Annotated in this window: 16 protein-coding genes; 14 read left to right on the forward strand and 2 right to left on the reverse strand. The window is 55.8% G+C overall.

Going from position 1 to position 19,288, the window contains the following annotated elements:
- Window position 1 precedes the first annotated feature (1 nt).
- From leuS to MY069_RS11850, 4 genes are all read left to right on the forward strand, one after another.
- Window positions 2-2,590 carry a leucine--tRNA ligase gene (gene leuS, locus MY069_RS11835; RefSeq protein ID WP_482793989.1) on the forward strand — a complete coding sequence of 863 codons (2,589 nt, stop codon included), beginning with the start codon at window positions 2-4 and terminating at the stop codon, window positions 2,588-2,590.
- Window positions 2,590-3,054, forward strand: a complete 465-nt coding sequence (locus tag MY069_RS11840; protein WP_482793990.1) for a hypothetical protein — start codon at window positions 2,590-2,592, stop codon at window positions 3,052-3,054. The genes leuS and MY069_RS11840 overlap by 1 nt, the downstream gene beginning before the upstream one ends.
- On the forward strand, window positions 3,051-4,082 hold the full coding sequence (gene holA, locus MY069_RS11845) for a DNA polymerase III subunit delta (RefSeq protein WP_482793991.1): 1,032 nt from the start codon (window positions 3,051-3,053) through the stop codon (window positions 4,080-4,082). The genes MY069_RS11840 and holA overlap by 4 nt, the downstream gene beginning before the upstream one ends.
- A gap of 65 nt (window positions 4,083-4,147) precedes the next feature.
- Entirely contained in the window at window positions 4,148-4,915 is a 768-nt protein-coding gene (locus tag MY069_RS11850; protein WP_482793992.1) for a hypothetical protein, read from the forward strand.
- On the opposite strand, the gene MY069_RS11855 is transcribed toward MY069_RS11850, so the two are convergent.
- The gene (locus MY069_RS11855) at window positions 4,891-8,262 is read right to left on the reverse strand and encodes a peptidoglycan-binding protein (protein WP_482793993.1); all 3,372 of its coding nucleotides are present in this window, start codon (window positions 8,260-8,262) and stop codon (window positions 4,891-4,893) included. The two genes, MY069_RS11850 and MY069_RS11855, sit on opposite strands and share 25 nt — an antisense overlap.
- A gap of 207 nt (window positions 8,263-8,469) precedes the next feature.
- Between MY069_RS11855 and MY069_RS11860 the strand changes: the two genes are divergently transcribed.
- The 9 genes from MY069_RS11860 (at window position 8,470) to MY069_RS11900 (ending at window position 17,325) form a co-directional block, all read left to right on the forward strand.
- Window positions 8,470-8,949 (forward strand): MerR family transcriptional regulator, encoded by a 480-nt coding sequence (locus MY069_RS11860; RefSeq protein WP_482793994.1) that lies wholly within the window; start codon window positions 8,470-8,472, stop codon window positions 8,947-8,949.
- A gap of 97 nt (window positions 8,950-9,046) precedes the next feature.
- A complete protein-coding gene (locus MY069_RS11865; RefSeq protein WP_482793995.1) occupies window positions 9,047-10,828 on the forward strand; it encodes an acyl-CoA dehydrogenase C-terminal domain-containing protein in 1,782 nt (593 codons plus the stop codon).
- Between the two features lie 2 nt (window positions 10,829-10,830).
- Complete coding sequence (locus MY069_RS11870; protein ID WP_482793996.1) at window positions 10,831-11,343, forward strand: GNAT family N-acetyltransferase; 513 nt, start codon at window positions 10,831-10,833, stop codon at window positions 11,341-11,343.
- Window positions 11,344-11,455: 112 nt separating this feature from the next.
- Window positions 11,456-12,619, forward strand: a complete 1,164-nt coding sequence (locus tag MY069_RS11875; protein ID WP_482793997.1) for an acyl-CoA dehydrogenase family protein — start codon at window positions 11,456-11,458, stop codon at window positions 12,617-12,619.
- A gap of 1 nt (window position 12,620) precedes the next feature.
- A complete protein-coding gene (locus tag MY069_RS11880; RefSeq protein ID WP_482793998.1) occupies window positions 12,621-13,049 on the forward strand; it encodes a PaaI family thioesterase in 429 nt (142 codons plus the stop codon).
- 35 nt (window positions 13,050-13,084) lie between these two features.
- Window positions 13,085-14,290, forward strand: coding sequence for an acetyl-CoA C-acetyltransferase (locus tag MY069_RS11885; protein WP_482793999.1), 1,206 nt, complete (start codon window positions 13,085-13,087; stop codon window positions 14,288-14,290).
- Window positions 14,291-14,294: 4 nt separating this feature from the next.
- Window positions 14,295-14,489 carry a glycine zipper domain-containing protein gene (locus MY069_RS11890; RefSeq protein WP_482794000.1) on the forward strand — a complete coding sequence of 65 codons (195 nt, stop codon included), beginning with the start codon at window positions 14,295-14,297 and terminating at the stop codon, window positions 14,487-14,489.
- Window positions 14,486-16,720 carry a 3-hydroxyacyl-CoA dehydrogenase NAD-binding domain-containing protein gene (locus MY069_RS11895; RefSeq protein WP_482794001.1) on the forward strand — a complete coding sequence of 745 codons (2,235 nt, stop codon included), beginning with the start codon at window positions 14,486-14,488 and terminating at the stop codon, window positions 16,718-16,720. Before MY069_RS11890 ends, MY069_RS11895 begins: the two co-directional genes overlap by 4 nt.
- A 134-nt stretch (window positions 16,721-16,854) precedes the next feature.
- Window positions 16,855-17,325, forward strand: a complete 471-nt coding sequence (locus MY069_RS11900) for a translation initiation factor 2 (protein ID WP_482794002.1) — start codon at window positions 16,855-16,857, stop codon at window positions 17,323-17,325.
- A 70-nt stretch (window positions 17,326-17,395) separates the two neighbouring features.
- On the opposite strand, the gene MY069_RS11905 is transcribed toward MY069_RS11900, so the two are convergent.
- Window positions 17,396-18,031 (reverse strand): YiaD family glycine zipper/OmpA-like lipoprotein, encoded by a 636-nt coding sequence (locus MY069_RS11905; protein WP_482794003.1) that lies wholly within the window; start codon window positions 18,029-18,031, stop codon window positions 17,396-17,398.
- Window positions 18,032-18,259: 228 nt separating this feature from the next.
- Here MY069_RS11905 and MY069_RS11910 point away from each other — a divergent pair, with 228 nt between their 5' ends.
- Window positions 18,260-19,120 (forward strand): LolA family protein, encoded by an 861-nt coding sequence (locus MY069_RS11910; RefSeq protein ID WP_482794004.1) that lies wholly within the window; start codon window positions 18,260-18,262, stop codon window positions 19,118-19,120.
- Window positions 19,121-19,288 lie beyond the last annotated feature (168 nt).

Here is a 19,288-nt window from a genome sequence, read left to right on the forward strand (position 1 = left end):
CATGGCCTCAAGATACAATCCGCAAGAGGCGGAACCCAAATGGCGTGATGCTTGGCAGAAAGCTGAGCTGTTCAAAGCCAAAACACCCGCTGAAGCGGGCGACATGCCAAAAGCCTATGTGCTTGAAATGTTTCCGTATCCGTCGGGCCGTTTGCACATGGGGCATGTCCGCAATTATGCCATGGGCGATGTCGTTTCGCGGCATAAAAAGGCGAAAGGCTACAATGTTCTACACCCAATGGGCTGGGACGCGTTTGGCATGCCTGCGGAAAACGCTGCGATGGAAAAGAATGTCCATCCTGGTGAATGGACCTATCAGAACATCGCGGCCATGAAGGCGCAGTTTGAGAAATTAGGCTTGTCGCTCGACTGGTCTCGTGAATTCGCAACCTGTGATCCGGACTATTATGGGGAGCAGCAGAGGCTGTTCCTGAAATTCATGGACAAGGGCCTGGTCTATCAAAAGAAGGCCAAGGTGAATTGGGACCCCGTCGACAATACCGTGCTCGCCAATGAGCAAGTGATCGACGGCAAGGGCTGGCGTTCTGGCGCGCCGGTTGAGCAGCGTGAATTGGTGCAATGGTTCTTCCGGATCACCCACTATGCTGAGGATTTGCTTGAGCAGGTTCAGAAGCTCGAACGATGGCCGGAAAAAGTCCGCACGATGCAGGCCAATTGGATTGGCCGATCTGAAGGCTTGCAAATGCGCTTTGAATGGGCCGCTGACGGGCCTGCGAGCCATGCCGACGGGGTCGAAGTCTTCACCACGCGGCCGGACACTTTGTTTGGAGCGAGTTTTGTCGCGCTATCGCCCGACCATCCTTTAACCATCGAGATGGCCGCCAATAATGCGGATCTTGAAACATTCTGCGCTGAATGCGCCAAGATTGGAACGTCCGAGGCGGACATCGAGAAAGCCCCGAAAATGGGGTTCGATACTGGTCTGAAGGTTCAGCATCCCTTTATTGAAGGGCAAGAACTGCCGGTCTATGTCGCGAATTTCGTGCTCATGGGATATGGCACCGGCGCCATCTTCGCGTGCCCTGCGCATGATCAGCGCGACTTCGATTTTGCCCGCAAATATGACTTGCCGATCCTGCCAGTTGTGAGGCCATCCGATAAGGATGCCGCCTCGGCAGCTTGGGTCAGCTCAGGCCAAGGTGCGGATATGGACGCCGCCTATACCGGGCCTGGCGCGATCATGAATTCAGAATTCTTGGATGGTAAAGAGATTACCGAAGCGAAATCGCTGGCGATTGGCAAAATCGAAGCGATGAAACTGGGCGCAGGCACCGTGAATTATCGTCTGCGGGATTGGGGCGTGTCGCGGCAGCGCTATTGGGGCTGTCCAATTCCCGTCATCCATTGCGATGATTGCGGGATTGTCCCTGTGCCGGAAGCAGATCTACCCGTGAAACTGCCGGACGATGTCAGTTTCGAGAAGCCCGGCAATCCGCTGGTCCACCACGCGACATGGAAAGATGTCGACTGTCCGACATGCGGAAAAGCGGCGCAACGCGAAACCGATACGCTCGATACATTCAATGATTCCAGCTGGTATTTCGCTCGCTTTGCAAGCGTCGATGATCCGGCTGAGCGCGCCTATTGGCTGCCGGTTGATCAATATGTTGGCGGTGTTGAGCACGCGGTGCTCCATTTGCTTTATGCCCGCTTCTTCATGCGCGCGATGCGCGATGTCGGCGAAGTGGATCTGCCGAGCGGCGAGCCGTTCGCAGGCTTGTTCACCCAAGGCATGGTGACCCACGAAACTTATCGTACCGATGATCAGCGCTGGATTACGCCGGCGGAAGTCGAAGAACGCGATGGTAGCCTTTGGGAGATTGGCACCGATCATTCGGTCTCAGTCGGCGCAATTGAGAAAATGTCCAAGTCGAAGAAAAATGTCGTCGACCCAGACAATATCATTGCCACATTTGGCGCTGATACCGCGCGTTGGTTTGTCTTGTCTGACAGTCCGCCTGAGCGCGATGTTGAGTGGACGCAATCAGGTGCCGAAGGCTCAGGCCGGTTCGTGCAGCGGGTCTGGGGCTTGTTCAACACGCTGAGCAGCGTCGCCAAACCAGAGGCCAGCGACACCGATGCGGCGCTCGCACTGCGCCGAACCTCTCACAAGGCGGTCGCAGCCGTGGACAAAGCGATCGAAGAGTTTCGGTTCAACTCCGCCATTGCGACCATCCATGAATGGGTGAGCGCCTTGAAAAAGGCTGAGCAAGGCGGGGATGACCTGCTGGCTGCGCGCTTTGAGGGTGCCTCGATGTTGGCGCGCTGCCTCGTGCCGTTCATGCCGCACTTGGCCGAAGAAGGCTGGCAGATGATTGGCGAAGACGGATTGTGCTCTGCTGCTGCGTGGCCGGAAGTGGAAGAGGCCTTGCTGGTCGAAGACAGCGTCACATTGCCGATCCAGGTCAATGGTAAGCGACGGGCCGAAATATCGGTCTCCAAGAGCGCCAGCAGGGATGACATTGAAGCCACAGCCTTGGCAGAACCGGCGCTTCAATCCTTTATTGACGGCAAAACCATCAAGAAAGTGATTGTCGTTCCGGGCCGGATCGTGAATATCGTGGTGTGATGAGACAGCTAGCTATTGCCATACTCGCCCTAACCTTGTCCGCTTGCGGCTTTACTCCGCTCTATGCGGGCGGTGCTGGCGGCGGCAATATCAATATTGAGCAGATCGATGGGCGCGCCGGGCAAGCCTTGCGCAAAGCCCTTTTGCAAGAACTCGCGCCAGGCCTGCCGGGCCTCGAAGGACCAGCGAGCCTTAGTATCAATTTGCGGGAGCGGATTGGCCGCTTAGCACTTCAACCCGATGAAGCGGCGACCCGGACCGATATTATTGTCAGCGCGCAATATGTTCTCGCGCATGATGATGGAACCGTGTCGGGCAATAGCTCTGCGGAGACCAGCTTCTTGGTCCCAGACGCCCCTTTCTCAGACATTACCGCCCAGATCGACGCGACCGACCGGGCCATGCTTTTGCTCGCCCGCCGAATTGCCGATGATTTGCGGATCAAAATGGCCAGCGAAGAATGAAGCTGCAGGGCACAAGCGCGGAGCGTTTTGCCAAAAAGCCTGATCCTGCCTGCGCGTTTGCTCTAATCTTTGGAGAAGATGAAGGCGTCGTTGCCGACACCGCAAATGCGCTGATCAAGGCTTGGGAAAAAGCCAATCCAAGCACTGTTCTGACCCTGGAAGAAGATGACGTGAAACGCGAACCTGCGCGCCTGTTCGATGCGCTGGAAGCGGTCTCATTACTAGGCGAAGGCACCATCATCCGCATACGGACCAAGGGTGAAAAACTGTTCGCCTTGATGAAAGACGTGCTTGAATTGCCGAGCGATCGGATCGCGGCAAAACTGGTGCTGCAGAACGGATCGCTGAACACACGATCGAAACTGCGCACGGCGTTTGAGGCCGCACCCAATGCGGCTGCACTACACCTGTTTGCCGATAGCGCTTCTGATATGTCGGAATTGGTCGGGCGGTTTCTCTCCGAACGATCGGTTACAATTGAGCCTGAGGCGCTGTCTGTTTTTGTCGGCGGTCTGCCGGGCCATAGAAGCCTTGCCAATGCGGAGATGGAAAAGCTCGCCACCTATGCCCATGATTTGGGGCGCGCGGTATCTGTCGAAGATGTTCGGGCCTTGTGTGAAACCAATGCCGATGAAAGCGCGCGGGCTGCCGTCTTGAAAGCTCTGAGCGGGGCGCCGGAACAGGCGCAAGCCGAAATGGACCGGGTGATCGATGCGGGCCTATCCCCAATCAGCCTGGTACGCATGTTTGAGATGGAAGCCAGCCGCATGCTGGAAGCCCACGCGCTGCAAGGCGATAGTGGCGGCGGCAATGTCGGCATGAAGCTTAAGCCGCCGGTCTGGAAGTCCGATTGGCCGGCTTTCCAAGCGCGACTCCGCAAATGGCCTGCGCCGCGCCTTGTGCGGTTGATTGAGCGGCTGCACGATCTTGAACTGATGGCAAAATCGCCCGGCGGGGCAGGGCTAGCAGAGCCGGCCACGCGAGAGCTATTCATCTCGCTTTACAAAGCCGCAGCAGCTGCTGGCTAGCACGTTCAAAAAACAGTGACTGGAAGTTTTCGGCGCAGCCTGCCAAACAGGCGCAGGAGGACGGCATGAATCTGACGCTTAAAATCTTGTTTTTGTTGACGGCGATCGGTCAGTTTTTTGTGCCCGTGCTGCCGCAAATGGGTATTGGAGAGACGATTGGCGATCGCGCTGTGGCCGAAGGTATTCCGCCTGAATTGCCGCCCGGCCTGTTTTTCTCGATTTGGGGGATCATTTTCCTTGGCCTCTTTGTCCTCGCCGTCCGAAACCTGGTCGCCTCGGATCATGCGATTGAACGGGTTAGCTTGCCGCTGACTTTGGCTGCATTTGGAAATCTGGTTTGGATGTGGAGTGCCCAAAGCCTGGGACTGGTCTGGCTTGATTTCATGCTGCTTTTACCGATCGCATTTTGCACGTGGTGGGCGGCCCATCGGCAAGATCGATTGGCGCGATATGATGGCACGCTGACGCGGATTCTGATTGGCCTCACGACAGGTCTCTACGCGGGATGGTTGACCGTCGCGGTGTCGATTAGCGTTCCTGATCTTGGTCGCTGGTTGTTGGCGCACGGGGTCACAGATGCCGTCTGGCAATCGCTTTGGATGGCGCTCGTGCCTGCCGTGGTGATGGCATTTGTTTTTGCCAATTATATCAGTCGGAATTTCTGGTACTTTGTGGCCCTCGGTTGGGGCCTATTGGGCATCGTCGTCAACAACTGGACCCGCACCGGCACAGGCTGGCTCGCGATCATCACGGCAGTGGTCGCGCTATATGTCTTGTTTCGGCGGATCCGCTTCGGGGCGCGCGGCAGTTATCCAGATAAGCTGTCGACCTGAGCGTTTAAGGCTTCAACCAGGCTGGCATCGATCACACCTGATGTTTCTAGCCCAGAATCGGCCTGGAAGGCGCGGATGGCCGTGCGCGTACCGGCGCCGGCAAGACCGTCAGGCGTGCCTGCATCATAGCCAAGACCATTCAGAACCGTCTGTACCGCTTCAACTTGAGCGCGGCTCGAACGTTCCCAAGTCTGGGTGCCGAATGTGCCATTTGCGCCGCGATCCATCGGCGATACGGACCAGCCAGAGGCTCGGCGCAGCGCCTGTTGGGATTGCTCAAGCGGTAATGCTTCGCGTAGCGTGTTGACATTACCAGGCGCGCTGGCATCGCCATTCATGGAGGCGACTTCATACCAGTATAGCGCTTCAACTTGGCTCGGTGAGATGCCTAGGCCGTTCTCGTAGAGGACGGCGAGATTGTATTGGCTGTCGACGATGCCAAAGTCCGCGGCTTTTCTGAACCATTCAGCAGCGGCGGCATACGATTGCGGTCCACCTTCGCCATCGGCAAAGAAGACGGCGAGATCGTGCATCGCTTTGACATTGCCGCCATTGGCCGCGCGTTCGGTCCAAGAGCGCGCTTCAACAAAGTCCCTCGGGACGCCGAGTCCGCGCTCGTGCAGCTTTGCGAGCCGGTATTGAGCGGCCGGCAGGCCTTGCTGGGCGGCGCGACTAATGAAATCGGCGCCAACCGCCAGATCTTGCGCTTCAAGACGCGCTTCACCCCATTGGAACTCTGCGACTGGATTCCCATTCTCGGCCGCGCGCTGAAGCGTCAAAGCATCAGGAATAGTCGGCAGATCAATTTGTGCTGGTTCCGGCGCAACAGTCGTCGCGTCGAGCGCCTCTATCCCAGCGGCGCTGCCTTCATCCTCAAATAGGGCTTCGTCCAAGCTCGTCTGGGCCGCATCCGCAAATTCAATGCCGGTCAAGGATGGTTCTTCGACCTGTTCGGTGGGCGCTTCTGCGAGGTTTGATTTCGTCGCCAAGACTGGGGGTTCCGTGTCCGCAGAGACTTGCTTGCCGCGTAACGCGACCCAGCCGCCCGCTCCGGCAGCTGCAATCGCAAACATGGATGCTGCTGCGATGACGGGAAGTTTTTTGCCGGAGCCGCCAGTTGTTTTGGCATGCGCGGCGCGTTTGGACCGGCGCCCGCGTTTGTCGCGGCTTTGATCGCTGGCCGCCGCGATGGCTGCAGTGCGCGCTCGGTTAAGATAATTGGCGGTGTCTTCTAGCTCAGGCTCTTCGGATTCTTCCAGTTCAGGGGCGAGCGTATCGGTATTGTGCGCGAGCTCCTCCTCGCCCGAAGCGGGTGTGATGTCGTCCAAACCATCTTCTTCAAAGGCGAACACGTCTGAATCGCGCGCTTCGTTTTGCGTTTCGTCCCAGCTGCCAAGTTCTTGCAGGGGATCGGGTTCGTCATCTTCAATTTGCTCAAGCAATGGATCGGCGGCGTTCTCATCTGAAGTCTGAGTGAGATAATCCTCATCAGCCTCATCCGTCTCACCAGCCTCATCCGTCTCCGTATCGCTATCCGCATCCAGATGTGCCCAGAGATCTACGGACGCCTCAAGTTCGCTGGTTTCGGCGGCAACCGGTTCGGGATCTTCATCAAAATCGGGCAATCCAGCAATGAAGTCTTCGTCTTCTTCAAACTCTTCAATCTCTGCTGGGGCCGCTTGTGCGACTTCTGGTTCAGGCGCGATGGGCTCTTCAACGGGTTCTTCTGCCTCGACCTCATTCAACTGGATCGGCGTGGTGTCGATCTCGAGCTCCGGCATTTCGGGCAAGGTATCCGAGCTCGGCTCGGCATGCGGCGGTGTCGTGAAATCTTCCAGTGCCTCAAGGCGAGAGGCCAGCGAAACAATGGCACGCTGCACAGGCGAGACGGCTGTCACGGTCTGGTTTTGCATCTCAGCCAAACGGTCGGAAATATTGCAGAGGGCGTCGGACAGACGGGCTTCGTTGCGTTTTTCAGAAGCGGTGACGCGTTCGGTTAGCGCGCGTTGACCCTGTTCTTGGCGGGCTTGAACATGCTTAATCGCTGTGGCGACTTGTTCGCCGACTTGTTCGATCGCTGCGGCACTGCGGCGTTCGCTATCAATCACGCGTTGGTCGAGTGTTTCGGTCAGTCCCGCAACTTGATCACCAACTTGTTCAATTGCAGCGGCTGTTTGCAGCTCAGCATCTTTCATATGCTCGCTGAGCGACGCGACTTGGGTGCCGATTTCGTCGATCTGATCTGTCACCGGTGCCGATTCGAGGGCATTCACGCGAGATTCGAGCTGACCCATCAGTTCTGGGCTGGCGCCTGCAGCCGCGCGTTCAATCTCATCTGCGAGTTGGCGACGCGACTGTTCGACATTTTCGCGCAGATCAGCAGCTAAGGCATCAAAGCGCGCCTCGAGTTCAGCCTTCCAAGCATGGGCTTTTTCAGGGCTGGCCATATCCGCAACCGAGTCGATGCGCTCATCGAGACTCGCGAAAGTGTGCTCAAGGGCTTTTAGCGCTGTGTCTGTGGTTGTTTCGGCGCGATGCAAGCGGTCTTGAATCCGCACCAGCGTGCTTTCCATCGATGTGATGGCGCCCGAGACATCGCCTTCAACCGCTTTTACGCGGGCATCAACTGTGTCGACTTTGGTGGCGAAAGACGATTCGAGGCTGGAAACGCGAGAGGCGAGTTGTCGTGACGCGCCTTCAGATCGCAATTCGGCTTGTTCAACCGCTTTCTCAACCCGCTGCGCGGCGTCAGAGAGCGTCGATTCGACTTTCACTTCCATTGACTCAACACGGTCATTGAGATCGCTAAAGCCCGACTCGACACGGCCTTTGATCGCCATGTTTTCGTCTTGGGTCAGGCGACCTTCTTCATAAACGTGCGAAGCCAGTTTTCCGAGGGCATCCTCGAACGCTTTCATCGCTTCGAGGTTTTTGACGTTACTATCATCGGCTTCCAGCGTGCCGACTTTGTCTTGCAATGCTTCGTGCGTTTCGCGCAGCTCGTCGATCATACGTTCGACTTCGGCGGCCATTGCTGAGGTGGAGTTTTCCGTGTTTTCGAGACGGGCGAGCAGGCCTAAGACCGACTGATCAATCCCAGTAATGGCGAGGGTTGAGCGCGCTTCGACGGCTTCGATCCGCTGCGCCAAGCCGTCCAGCGGATTGTGCCGCGGGGCTGCGTTTGGACGTTCAAAATAGTCGCGGGGACCAGCCTCGCTATGACCTTCCAAGAGGAGCGTGTTAATATAATCGCCGAGGGTGACCCCTTTGAGGCGCGCTTTCTCTTTCGCGACAGCGCGCGCCCGATCGTCAACCCCCTTGACGCTCCATGACCCGTAGTGGCTCATCCTCGGTACTCCAATAACCGGCGCGAGTGATTCGAAAATACACGCCAAAATAGATATCTAATGGAGAGAGATGGCGTCATCGCCCTTAAGACGGAGTTAAAAAGGTAAACGTTTAAGGTGAAATTCGAAAGGTTTGTTCATTCTTCTGCTTACGTAAACGTGAGCCTGACGTTGACGTTCGCGTAAAGACGGGGCATAGTTGCGTCTATGCCTGATACTGTAACATCTCTTTCTATCGCTGACTCTCGTACTTATTCGATCTCTGAACTGGCCCGAGAGTTTGGAATCACCCCCCGCGCGCTGCGCTTCTATGAAGACAAAGATATGCTGCACCCAGCCCGGGACGGCATGACGCGTGTTTACTCGCACCGCGACCGCGGCCGCGTCAAAATCATTGTCCGTTTGAAGCGCTTGGGTCTGCCGCTGGCAGATATTCGCGAAATTCTCGATCTTTATGGTCTTGAAGATGGGCAGCGTGCTCAGATGCGCATGTCCCTGGTCAAGTTCCAGAACCAAATCAAAGAACTTGAGAACCAGCGCGAAGACATCGAAATGGCGCTTCAGGAACTGCACAATGGGATCGAATGGCTGGAAGGCCAGCTTGAGAAAATCGGCCCAGGTGCAGCTGAGGCGGAAAACCTAAAAGCTTACGATGCTGTTGCCCGCAAACAGCTCGATGACGCGTAAAAAACTACAGCTCACCCGCATGAGTTGAATGACCTTTCCAAACCGTGACGCTAGAGCAAGCGTCACGGTTTAATTATAATATCTGAGGGATAACCAGATGCCACGCTACGACGCCCCAATTCGCGATATGCAATTCATCTTGCACGACGTGCTGTCGATCGAGAAATATTCGAACCTTCCCGGCTTTGAAGAAGCGACTCCAGATTTGGTTGACGCAATCCTGGAAGAGTCTGGCAAGTTCGCCAAAGAGGTTCTGTTCCCGCTCAACAAAGTCGGTGACGAACAAGGCTGTATCCGCAACGCCGATGCGAGCGTGAAAACACCGGACGGTTTCCCCGAAGCTTATCAACAAATGGTCGAAAATGGCTGGCCATTGCTCGGTAAGTCTCCTGAGATGGGCGGCCAAGGCCTACCTTATGTCGTTGGCATGGCGACCAGCGAAATGACCTCGTCTGCGAATATGGCCTTCGCCATGTATCCGGGCCTGACCTCTGGCGCGTTTGAGGCGTTGATGGCGGGTGGATCAGAAGAGCAGAAAGCCATGTACGGTCCGAAAATGGCTTCTGGTCAGTGGGCTGGAACAATGAACCTGACCGAGCCGCAGTGCGGAACCGATCTTGGTTTGATCAAAACCAAAGCGGTGCCTCAGCCGGATGGCTCTTACAAAATCACCGGCCAAAAGATCTGGATCTCTGGTGGCGAGCAAGACCTAACCGAGAACATCATTCACCTTGTTCTGGCCCGTATCGAAGGCGCGCCGGAAGGCATTAAAGGGATCTCACTTTTCGTCGTGCCGAAATTCATTGTCGACGAAGATGGCAATCCGGGCGAGCGCAATGCGGCGTCTTGTGGTGGCCTCGAAGAAAAGATGGGCATCCACGGCAATGCGACCTGTGTGATGAACTATGACGGCGCCACTGGCTGGCTGGTCGGCGAAGAGCATAAAGGCATGCGCACCATGTTCGTGATGATGAACGAAGCGCGCCTCGGCGTCGGCATGCAGGGCCTCAGCCAAGCTGAAGTCGCGTATCAAAACGCTGTTGATTTCGCGAACGACCGTCTGCAGGGCCGCTCGTTGAAAGGCGTTCAAGCGCCGGACAAGCCCGCGGACCCGGTGATTGTTCACCCAGATGTGCGCCGCATGTTGATGGATCAAAAGGCGTTTATCGAAGGCGCCCGCGCGTTCACATACTGGACCGCGCTTTACAGCGATCTGCACCATAAATCGCCGGACGAAAAAGTCCGCGAAAAAGCCAATGATTATATGGCGCTAATGACGCCGGTGCTAAAAGCTTTCCTGACCGATCGCGGTTTCAAGATGGCCAATGAGGCGCTTCAAATCCACGGAGGATCAGGCTTCACCCAAGAGTGGGGTCTTGAGCAATTCGTTCGCGATTGCCGGATCACGCTGATTTATGAAGGCACCAATGGTATTCAGGCGCTCGATCTGGTTGGCCGTAAACTCGCCGCCAATGGTGGCCGCGCGGTATTCAGCTTCTTTGCCGAGATGGATGATTTTATCGGCAACCATGAAGGCAATGCCGAGCTCGAGCCGTTCATTGAGGGCCTGAAGTCCGCAAAAGCTCAGCTGCAAGACGGCACCAATTGGCTGATGCAGAACGGCATGACCGACTTTAACAATGCCGGGGCGGCATCTGCCGATTATCTGCAATTGTTTGGCCTCACAGCGCTGACATATATGTGGGCGCTGATGGCAAAAGTCGCGATTGAGAAAAAGGGCGATGACCCGTTCTATGACGACAAGCTGGTCACCGGCCAATACTATGTCTCTCGCGTATTGCCAGAAGCGGCATCTCACTTGGCCAAGCTGAAAACCGGCGCGGATCTGATGATGGCGCTGCCAGCGGACCGGTTCTAAGCATGGGGTTTTCCGCAGCACCAACGCTCGAAACAGAGCGCCTGGTGCTGCGGCCCTACAAGCTCGGTGATTTCGAGGCATTTGCGGCCTATTTCGCTTCACCGCGATCGATCTACACGGACGGACCGGTCGATCGTCAGACGGCTTGGGATTTGTTCACAGCGGGTACGGGTCGCTGGGCGATTGCTGGCCACGGCGCCTGGACGATCGAACGGAAAGATAGCGGCGAGGCGGTTGGATTGGTGTCTCTGAATACTGCCATCGCGTTGCCAGAACCGGAGCTTGGCTGGATCCTTTGGGAAGGGTTTGAAGGTCAAGGCTATGCTTTCGAAGCCGCCCTAAATGCACGTAACTTTGCATTTGAAATCCTGCAATGGCCGCGTCTGATCAGCGGAATTCACGAAGACAATGGCGCGTCGATTAAGCTGGCAGAGCGGCTGGGCGCTGTGTTTGCGCCTGAAATCCGTTTGGCTGAAGAGCCGGAAACGCGCTTTTATCGGCACAATGCCCAGTAAAACTGCCGATCCCAGCTGCAACTTCCCGTTACGTCACACCTGGTCAAAACCCGTCTTTCCGCTTACATTGACGTGAACGTAAACGTCATAACCACTTTCTGGGAGTTTGCCTATGTCTGATGTCCTCAATGTACCATTGTCGCCATGGCGTCAGGATGAGGAAATCAAAATCTTCAATGAAGCGGTTTCGCAATTCTTCGAGAAGGAATTGAAACCTCACGTTGAAGATTGGCGAGAAGCAGGCGCGGTGCCCCGGGATGTTTGGTATAAAGCCGCAGAGCAGGGGCTTTTGCTGGTCTCAGCCCCCGAAGAGTATGGCGGGGCGGGCGGTGATTTCCGGCATGATGCGGTGATCATCGAACAGCTTGAACTGCAAGGCATTGCCGGTTTTGGCATCGGTCTGCACAATGCGATCGTCGCGCCTTACATCATTCATTATGGCTCTGAAGAGCAGAAACAGCGCCTCCTGCCAAAGCTCGCTTCTGGTGAGCTCGTCTGCGCCATCGCGATGACGGAGCCGGGCACGGGCTCTGACCTTCAAAATATCAAAACCACGGCCAAGAAAGACGGCAATGGCTATGTGATTAATGGCTCTAAGACCTTCATCACCAATGGCCAGACCGCCAATTTGATCCTGGTTTGCGCCAAGACCGATCCAAGCAAGGGCGCGAAAGGCATTTCGATCATGATGGTCGAAACCGATGAAGTCGAAGGCTTCGAACGCGGCCGTAACTTGAAGAAGATTGGCCAACCAGCCGCGGACACGTCAGAGCTTTTCTTCAATGATGTGAGAGTGCCAGCCTCAGCTTTGCTCGGCCCGGAAGAAGGCCAAGGCTTTATCCAGCTGATGCAACAGCTCCCCCAAGAGCGCCATATTATCGGCATTCAAGGCATCGGTATGATCGAACGCGCAATTCGAGAAACTGTGGCTTATGTCAAACAGCGCAAAGCGTTTGGCGGCACGATTATGGATTTCCAGAACACGCAATTCAAACTGGCGGAGTGCAAAACCGAAGCGACCGTGGCGAAAGTGTTCACCGATCATTGCACAGAGCTTTTGCTGAAAGGCGAGCTTGATGCCGCGACCGCGTCTATGTCGAAATATTGGATCTCTGATCTACAGTGTAAGATCATTGATGAATGCCTGCAACTGCATGGCGGCTGGGGCTATATGGACGAGTATCCGATTGGCCAAATGTACCAAGATGCCCGCGTGCAGCGCATCTATGGCGGCGCCAATGAGGTGATGAAAATGCTGATCGCGAGGACGCTCTAGCTTGCCGGACAGCCATCTCCTCACGGAAACCTTCCCGCAGCCAGCTGAGAGTTCAAAGTCGCTTGGCTTTGAGCTGGTTTCGCTCGACATGAGCAAGATGGAAACGCGTGTGAAGTTCGATGGGAAGCCTGAGTTCACCAATCCAGCAGGCTATATTCAAGGCGGATATCTCTCCGCCATGCTCGACGATACGATAGGAATGCTTGCGACAGTAAAGACTGGTACCCGCGCCTTTCCATCGACCATTGATCTGCACACGACCTTTTTACGACCCGTGAGAGTGGGCGCGATTGAAGTCGCCGCCCGGCTTCGCAACATTGGTCGACAAGTGATTTTTGCTGAAGCTGACCTATATGACTCGCGTGGCAAAGAAGCCGCGAGGGCTCGAGCTTCGCTCGCCATCAACCCAATGAAGGCGCCAGCAAAATAATGCGTTTAACAAGTTAAAGACAGGAGACCCCTCCCATGACTGAAGCCTATATTTACGACGCTGTGCGGACCCCGCGCGGTAAAGGCAAAAAATCTGGCAGCTTGCACGAAATCACTGCGCTTGAGCTGTCCACCCAAACGCTGGAAGCAATCCGCGACCGCAACGATCTCGACACCAAATATGTCGACGATGTTGTGCTCGGCTGTGTATCGCCGGTCGGTGAGCAAGGCGGCGACATTGCGCGTATCGCTGTGCTGAACGCGGACTATGCTGAAACAACAGCAGGCGTCCAAGTCGACCGATTCTGCGCCTCAGGCCTCGAAGCCTGTAATATGGCAGCTGCGAAAGTCATGACCGGCGAAGCCGATATGGCCATCGGCGGCGGCATTGAAAGCATGAGCCGCGTGCCAATGGGCGCAGCTGGCGGCGCCTGGTCATCTGACCCGCAAATCGCGCTGAAATCTTACTTCTCTCCGCAAGGCGTCGGCGCCGATACAATTGCCACCAAATGGGGCTTCTCTCGCGATGATGTCGACGCCTATGCGGTTGAATCTCAGCGCCGCGCGAAGCAAGCATGGGATGAAGGCCGGTTCTCGAAATCTGTCATTGCGGTCAAAGATCAAATGGGCGGCATTCGCCTCGATCATGATGAGCACATGCGTCCAGACGCTGATATGCAAAGCCTCGCCGCGTTGAACCCTAGTTTTGCTGGCATGGGCTCTATGGGCTTTGATGAAGTGATTAAGCAGCGCTACCCTGAGCTGGAAGCGATCAATCACGTCCACCACGCGGGTAACTCTTCAGGTATTGTCGATGGTGCCTCTGCGGTTCTGTTCGGCAGTAAAGAAATGGGCGAGCGTCTTGGCCTCAAGCCGCGCGCGCGCGTTAAGCAAATGGCCTCAATTGGTTCTGAGCCAGGCATCATGTTGACGGGCCCGACCGATGTGACGCTGAAAGCGCTCAAGAAAGCCGGCATGGATGTCAGCGACATCGACTTGTACGAGCTCAATGAAGCCTTTGCGTCTGTACCAATGCTGATGATGCATCTGCTCGGCATTGATCATGAGAAAATGAACGTGAATGGCGGCGCGATTGCTATGGGTCACCCGCTGGGTGCGACGGGCGGCATGCTGCTCGGCACCATGGTTGATGAGCTTGAGCGGGCGGACAAAGAAACCGCTCTGGTCACGCTTTGCGTCGGCGCCGGTATGGGCACCGCGACGATCATCGAGCGCGTTTAAACGCATGGGCAGCTCAGGTCTCCCAATCGGGATCGCAATCGGCATGTCGATCGGCCTCGCAATCGGTGTTGCCACCGAAAATATGGGCGTCGGGATCGGTGTCGGTGTTGCGATCGGCGCCGGTTTGGGTGTGGCGCTGTCCGCTAAGGAATCCAATGAGGGTGAAGACACCCAAGAGTCTCAGGAAAAAGACAAATGAACCTCGAAACATTCTCTTTCGACATTGATGGTGACGGCATTGCGCACGCGGTGTTTGATGTCCCAGGCCGCAGCATGAACACGCTGACCGGCAAAGCGATCGCTGACATTATCGCGATCACAAAAGAAGTCGCGACCAATGATAAAATCACCGGTCTGGTGATCTCGTCCGGTAAGCCGTCTGGCTTCTGCGCCGGCGCGGATCTTGGTGAAATGAACCAGCAAGCCGGCGGCGGTAAGCCAGAATCTGAAATGTCAGAAGCCGAGCTGAAAGCGATGCAATTTGAGCGCGGTTTCTCGCTCAACAAAACACTGCGCGAGCTCGAAACATGCGGCAAGCCAATTGCGGTGGCCCTGGACGGTCTCGCCCTTGGCGGCGGCTTGGAAGTGGCACTTGCAGGACATTATCGTGTGGCTGCGAATGACAATCCAAAGATCCAGTTCGGTCTGCCGGAAGCCAAGATCGGGCTACTGCCGGGCGCTGGTGGCACACAGCGTCTGCCGCGCCTGATTGGCGTTCAAGAAGCGCTGCCGCTAATCCTTCAAGGCAAGAGCTTTAACGCGGAGAAAGCCCACAAAATGGGCGTCGTGAACGAGCTTGCGCCGAAGTCTGACACGGTTGCGAAGTGTAAAGCCTGGATCAAAGCCAACCCAGATGCGAAAGCGCCGTGGGATGAAAAAGGCTTCAAAATGCCAGGAGGCGTGGTCCACCGCGCGCCGGGCGCTGGCCAAGTCGCAACCATGTCGAACGCGATGCTGGCGGCCAACACCTATGGCAATTACCCAGCCCAGAAGAACATTCTGTCTTGCGTCTATGAAGGTACTCAAGTGCCGATCGATGCCGCGCTTCGGATCGAGACCCGCTATTTCATCAACACCCAGCAGCGCCCAGAAGCGAAAGCGATGATCCGCTCGCTCTTCCTGTCGATGCAAGAACTGTCCAAAGGCGGCAATCGCCCCGCAGGATATGACAAAACTGAGTTCAAAAAGATTGCCGTCATCGGTGCTGGTCTGATGGGTGCAGGCATTGCCTATGTCCAAGCCAAAGCCGGAATCCCGACGGTGCTGGTTGATGTCTCCAAAGAGAATGCCGAGAAGGGCAAGGACTATGCCCGCCGTCTGGTCGAGAAAGACCTGTCACGCGGCAAGACCACTCAGGAGAAAGGCGACAAGCTGCTCGACCTGATCACCACGACGGATTCTTACGATGACGTCAAAGGCTCCGATCTGGTCGTTGAGGCCGTGTTCGAAAACCCTGAGCTGAAAGCCAAAATCACCAAAATGGCGGAAGACGTGATCAGCGCTGATGCGATCTTCGGATCAAACACATCGACGCTGCCAATCACCGGCCTGGCAGAAGCCTCTCAGCGTCCTGAGAACTTTATCGGCATCCACTTCTTCTCGCCGGTCGAGCGGATGGGTCTGGTCGAGATCATCACCGGTGAAAAGACCAGCGAAGAAACGCTCGCCAAATCAATCGATTATGTCTTGGCGATCCGTAAGACGCCAATCGTCGTCAATGATAGCCGCGGCTTCTACACCTCGCGTTGCTTCGGCACCTATACCCAAGAAGGTATGGCGATGCTCGCAGAAGGCATTAAGCCGGCGATCATTGAGAATGTTGGGCGCCAGTCCGGCATGCCAATGGGCGCGCTGGAAGTGTCTGACTCGGTCGGCCTCGATACCGCTCTGAAAGTCGGTCGCCAAATGGCGCAAGCCGCTGGTGTTGATTACGATTCAAATGAGCTGGGTCAGATGATGGCATGGCTGGTTGAAGACCAGGGCCGCGTCGGCCGTAAAGCTGGCAAAGGCTTCTACGACTATAATGAGAAGGGCAAGCCATCGCGCCTCTGGCCTGATCTAAACAGCCGCATTGATGTTACCGTCGATGAATGCCCACCAGAGCTGAAAAAGCACCTGACTAACCGGTTCCTGGTCCGCCAGGCTGTCGAAGTTGCGCGCTGCTTTGAAGAAGGTGTGATCACCGATGCCCGTGACGCCGATATTGGCTCAATCCTGGCTTGGGGCTTCGCGCCTTATACTGGCGGTTGCGCCTCTTACATGGACTTGATCTGGGGCATCCCAGAATTTGTCGCTGAGGCGGATGCGCTAGCTGAGAAATATGGTGACCGGTTCAAAGTCCCGCAGCTTCTGCGCGATATGGCCGCGAACGGCGAGACCTTCTACTCTCGCTTCCCTCCGGGCGGCGTAAAGCAAAAAGCTGCGGCTTAACGACAAATAATAGATAAAGTAGAAAAGGCCAGATTTAGCTCTGGCCTTTTTTCGTTTGTTAATTGTGATCAATTAGCACTTGCTTCTGCAAATACAAACACTCCCACTTTGGTTTTTCTTTGTAGAGGTAAGTCATGAATTATGTTCTCAAAGCCGTGCTCGTCACCGCCATGCTATCCACCTCCGCCTGTGCGACGGTCACCAAAGGGACCGAAGATACGGTTCGCTTGGAATCGTCACCGCCAACCGCTCAAGTGACGATCGAAGACACGCGGCATATCTTGCGAGATGTGTCTTGCGTCACGCCTTGTAAGCTCGAGCTCAATCGGAAATGGGCGTATTACGTGACCTTCGAGAAGAAGGGATACGCCTCCGAGACTCACTTGCTGGAACCAAAACTCTCTGGAGACGGTATCGCGGGCATGGGCGGAAATATTCTGCTTGGCGGGATTATTGGCGCTGGGGTTGATGCCTCGACAGGCGCGATGAATGATTTGCGTCCCAATCCGCTTTTCGTCACACTGCAGCCAAATGGCTCAGACCAGCCAGTCGCGACCTTGCCGGGTACCGATCTGCCGATCGAGCCGATCTCTTCTCGGAAATAAGCTGTCTTCAGATTGCTCAGTTTGTAAGTTCAAAAAGAAAGGCCGGAGCGTTTGCTCCGGCCTTTGTTGATCAGGCGCCGCCTTCGACAATTGGCGTGAGAAGGATCTCGACGCGTCTATTGGCGACCCGGCCGGCCTGAGTGGAATTATCGGCAATGGGTTGGCTCTCGCCCATGCCAATGGCGCGGAGGCGCACCGATTGTACGCCGCTATTGATCAAATAAGATTGCACCGAACCCGCGCGGCGTTCGGACAGCTCTTGATTATAATCATCCGGACCATCCGAGCTGGCATGGCCGACAATATCTACGGCGGTCTTTGGGTATTCGATCAATGTCGTCGTGACATCGTCTAACGGGCCGTAAAAATCGCCTTTAATGGCCGCGCTATTCACGTCGAATGTGATGCCCGATGGTAGATTTAGAGCGATTTGGTCGCCGACGCGCTGGACTTCGATGCCTGTGCCTTCGGTTTGGCGGCGCAGCGCTTCTTCCTGGCGATCCATGTAAACGCCCACGCCTGCGCCAGCGAGACCGCCAACAACCGCGCCAATGGCGGCGTTTCGTTTGTCATCGCCGCCCGCCATCATACCGACACCGGCGCCGATGATTGCGCCACCCGCTGTGGTGCTGAGCGTGCGATTAGAGACATTTTGACAGCCCGCCAAAAGCGCGGCTGCCGCGAGTGCAGTTAGTGCAATTTTCATGAGAGAAGCTCCCCAGTTTCATGGCTAGAACGCCACTTTGGACCCGAATCGCCAAGTGAATAAAAAGCAATCCCGGTAAGTTTGAAGATGTTCGGGGATCTAGCAGGCGTTTTCTGAACGCCGCGCAACTGAACCAAAAGCAACGAAAACAGGCATAAAAGCCTTGATTCAGCCCTGTTTTTGTTGCGCAGCCCGGCTTAAGTGGGTCTCAGTTACAGGAGTGTCCCAATGTTATCTGTATTCGTTTCAACGCTCGCGCTTGCGCTAGTTTTAGGTCCGCAATTGCAGGTCAATCTGCAAGCTGCCCTAGATGAATCACCGGCAATAGAGCGCCCGGTGGAACAGGCGGAAGACGTGGAAACCCCTGCAGATGCTGAAGCGGCTGACGCCGCCGAGGACCCTGCCACGCTGCCATTGGAGCAAATCGAAGAGACGGTGATTGAAGACAATCAGATCGCGACACCGGCGCTTCCTGATCCCGGCACCCTTGAGGACGAGGTCGAGCCTGCCCCTCAACCCGTGGCGACAAACGGCGAAGTGCCCGCATCAGAATGGCCAGCAATTCTAAGCTCGGCCAGCACTGCTCTAGCAGCGGCGGAGACTGCTTCTGGCAAGTTTATGCAAACCAATGTCGATGGCACGATTACCACGGGAACGTTCGCGCTGAATCGCCCAGGCCGTATGCGCTTCGACTATGACGACCCGACACCGATCTTGATTGTTTCCGACGGGACGACCGTCGCGATGGAAGATAGCGAACTTGAAACTGTGGATCGTATTCCAATTGGCGCGACGCCTTTAGGGCTGATCCTATCGACGGATCTGAACGTTGACGAAGATGTTGAAGTCTTGAGCATATTGACCTCGGAAGATCGCGTTGGGATTCGCGTCAGCGATGCAAGTGGCGAACTCGAAGGAACGCTGACCATGGTGTTCGACGCAGACAGCTATGATCTGCTCGGATGGCTCACCGTGGATGGGAATTACCAAACCACGGTCGTTGATCTGGTTGATGTCGAAACCAATGTTCGGGTTGATCCACGTCTTTTCCGATTGAACGAAGACGATGATGAAGAAGACGAACGTTAGGCTTTAATCGGTCAAAAAAACAAAGCCGGGTCAGCATAAGCTGGCCCGGCTTTGCGTCTGGTCCGCGTACGTCCCCTAGACTCGCGTAACCCGTCGCAGACAATAACTAACGCTTGTTTTCGTCTGCATTTGGGGATTATACATACCATCGGTATGTTGTGGGTCAAG

This window comes from Hyphomonas sp. ske169 (assembly GCF_056850855.1).

Excerpts from the sequence above, each read along its gene's own strand:
- MY069_RS11860 (WP_482793994.1), top strand. The coding sequence starts at position 8,470 with ATGCCTGATACTGTAACATCTCTTTCTATCGCTGACTCTCGTACTTAT.
- MY069_RS11895 (WP_482794001.1), top strand. The coding sequence starts at position 14,486 with ATGAACCTCGAAACATTCTCTTTCGACATTGATGGTGACGGCATTGCG.
- MY069_RS11910 (WP_482794004.1), top strand. The coding sequence starts at position 18,260 with ATGTTATCTGTATTCGTTTCAACGCTCGCGCTTGCGCTAGTTTTAGGT.
- MY069_RS11875 (WP_482793997.1), top strand. The coding sequence starts at position 11,456 with ATGTCTGATGTCCTCAATGTACCATTGTCGCCATGGCGTCAGGATGAG.
- MY069_RS11900 (WP_482794002.1), top strand. The coding sequence starts at position 16,855 with ATGAATTATGTTCTCAAAGCCGTGCTCGTCACCGCCATGCTATCCACC.
- MY069_RS11850 (WP_482793992.1), top strand. The coding sequence starts at position 4,148 with ATGAATCTGACGCTTAAAATCTTGTTTTTGTTGACGGCGATCGGTCAG.
- MY069_RS11865 (WP_482793995.1), top strand. The coding sequence starts at position 9,047 with ATGCCACGCTACGACGCCCCAATTCGCGATATGCAATTCATCTTGCAC.
- MY069_RS11855 (WP_482793993.1), bottom strand. The coding sequence starts at position 8,262 with ATGAGCCACTACGGGTCATGGAGCGTCAAGGGGGTTGACGATCGGGCG.
- holA (WP_482793991.1), top strand. The coding sequence starts at position 3,051 with ATGAAGCTGCAGGGCACAAGCGCGGAGCGTTTTGCCAAAAAGCCTGAT.
- MY069_RS11905 (WP_482794003.1), bottom strand. The coding sequence starts at position 18,031 with ATGAAAATTGCACTAACTGCACTCGCGGCAGCCGCGCTTTTGGCGGGC.
- MY069_RS11840 (WP_482793990.1), top strand. The coding sequence starts at position 2,590 with ATGAGACAGCTAGCTATTGCCATACTCGCCCTAACCTTGTCCGCTTGC.
- MY069_RS11885 (WP_482793999.1), top strand. The coding sequence starts at position 13,085 with ATGACTGAAGCCTATATTTACGACGCTGTGCGGACCCCGCGCGGTAAA.
- MY069_RS11890 (WP_482794000.1), top strand. The coding sequence starts at position 14,295 with ATGGGCAGCTCAGGTCTCCCAATCGGGATCGCAATCGGCATGTCGATC.
- leuS (WP_482793989.1), top strand. The coding sequence starts at position 2 with ATGGCCTCAAGATACAATCCGCAAGAGGCGGAACCCAAATGGCGTGAT.
- MY069_RS11870 (WP_482793996.1), top strand. The coding sequence starts at position 10,831 with ATGGGGTTTTCCGCAGCACCAACGCTCGAAACAGAGCGCCTGGTGCTG.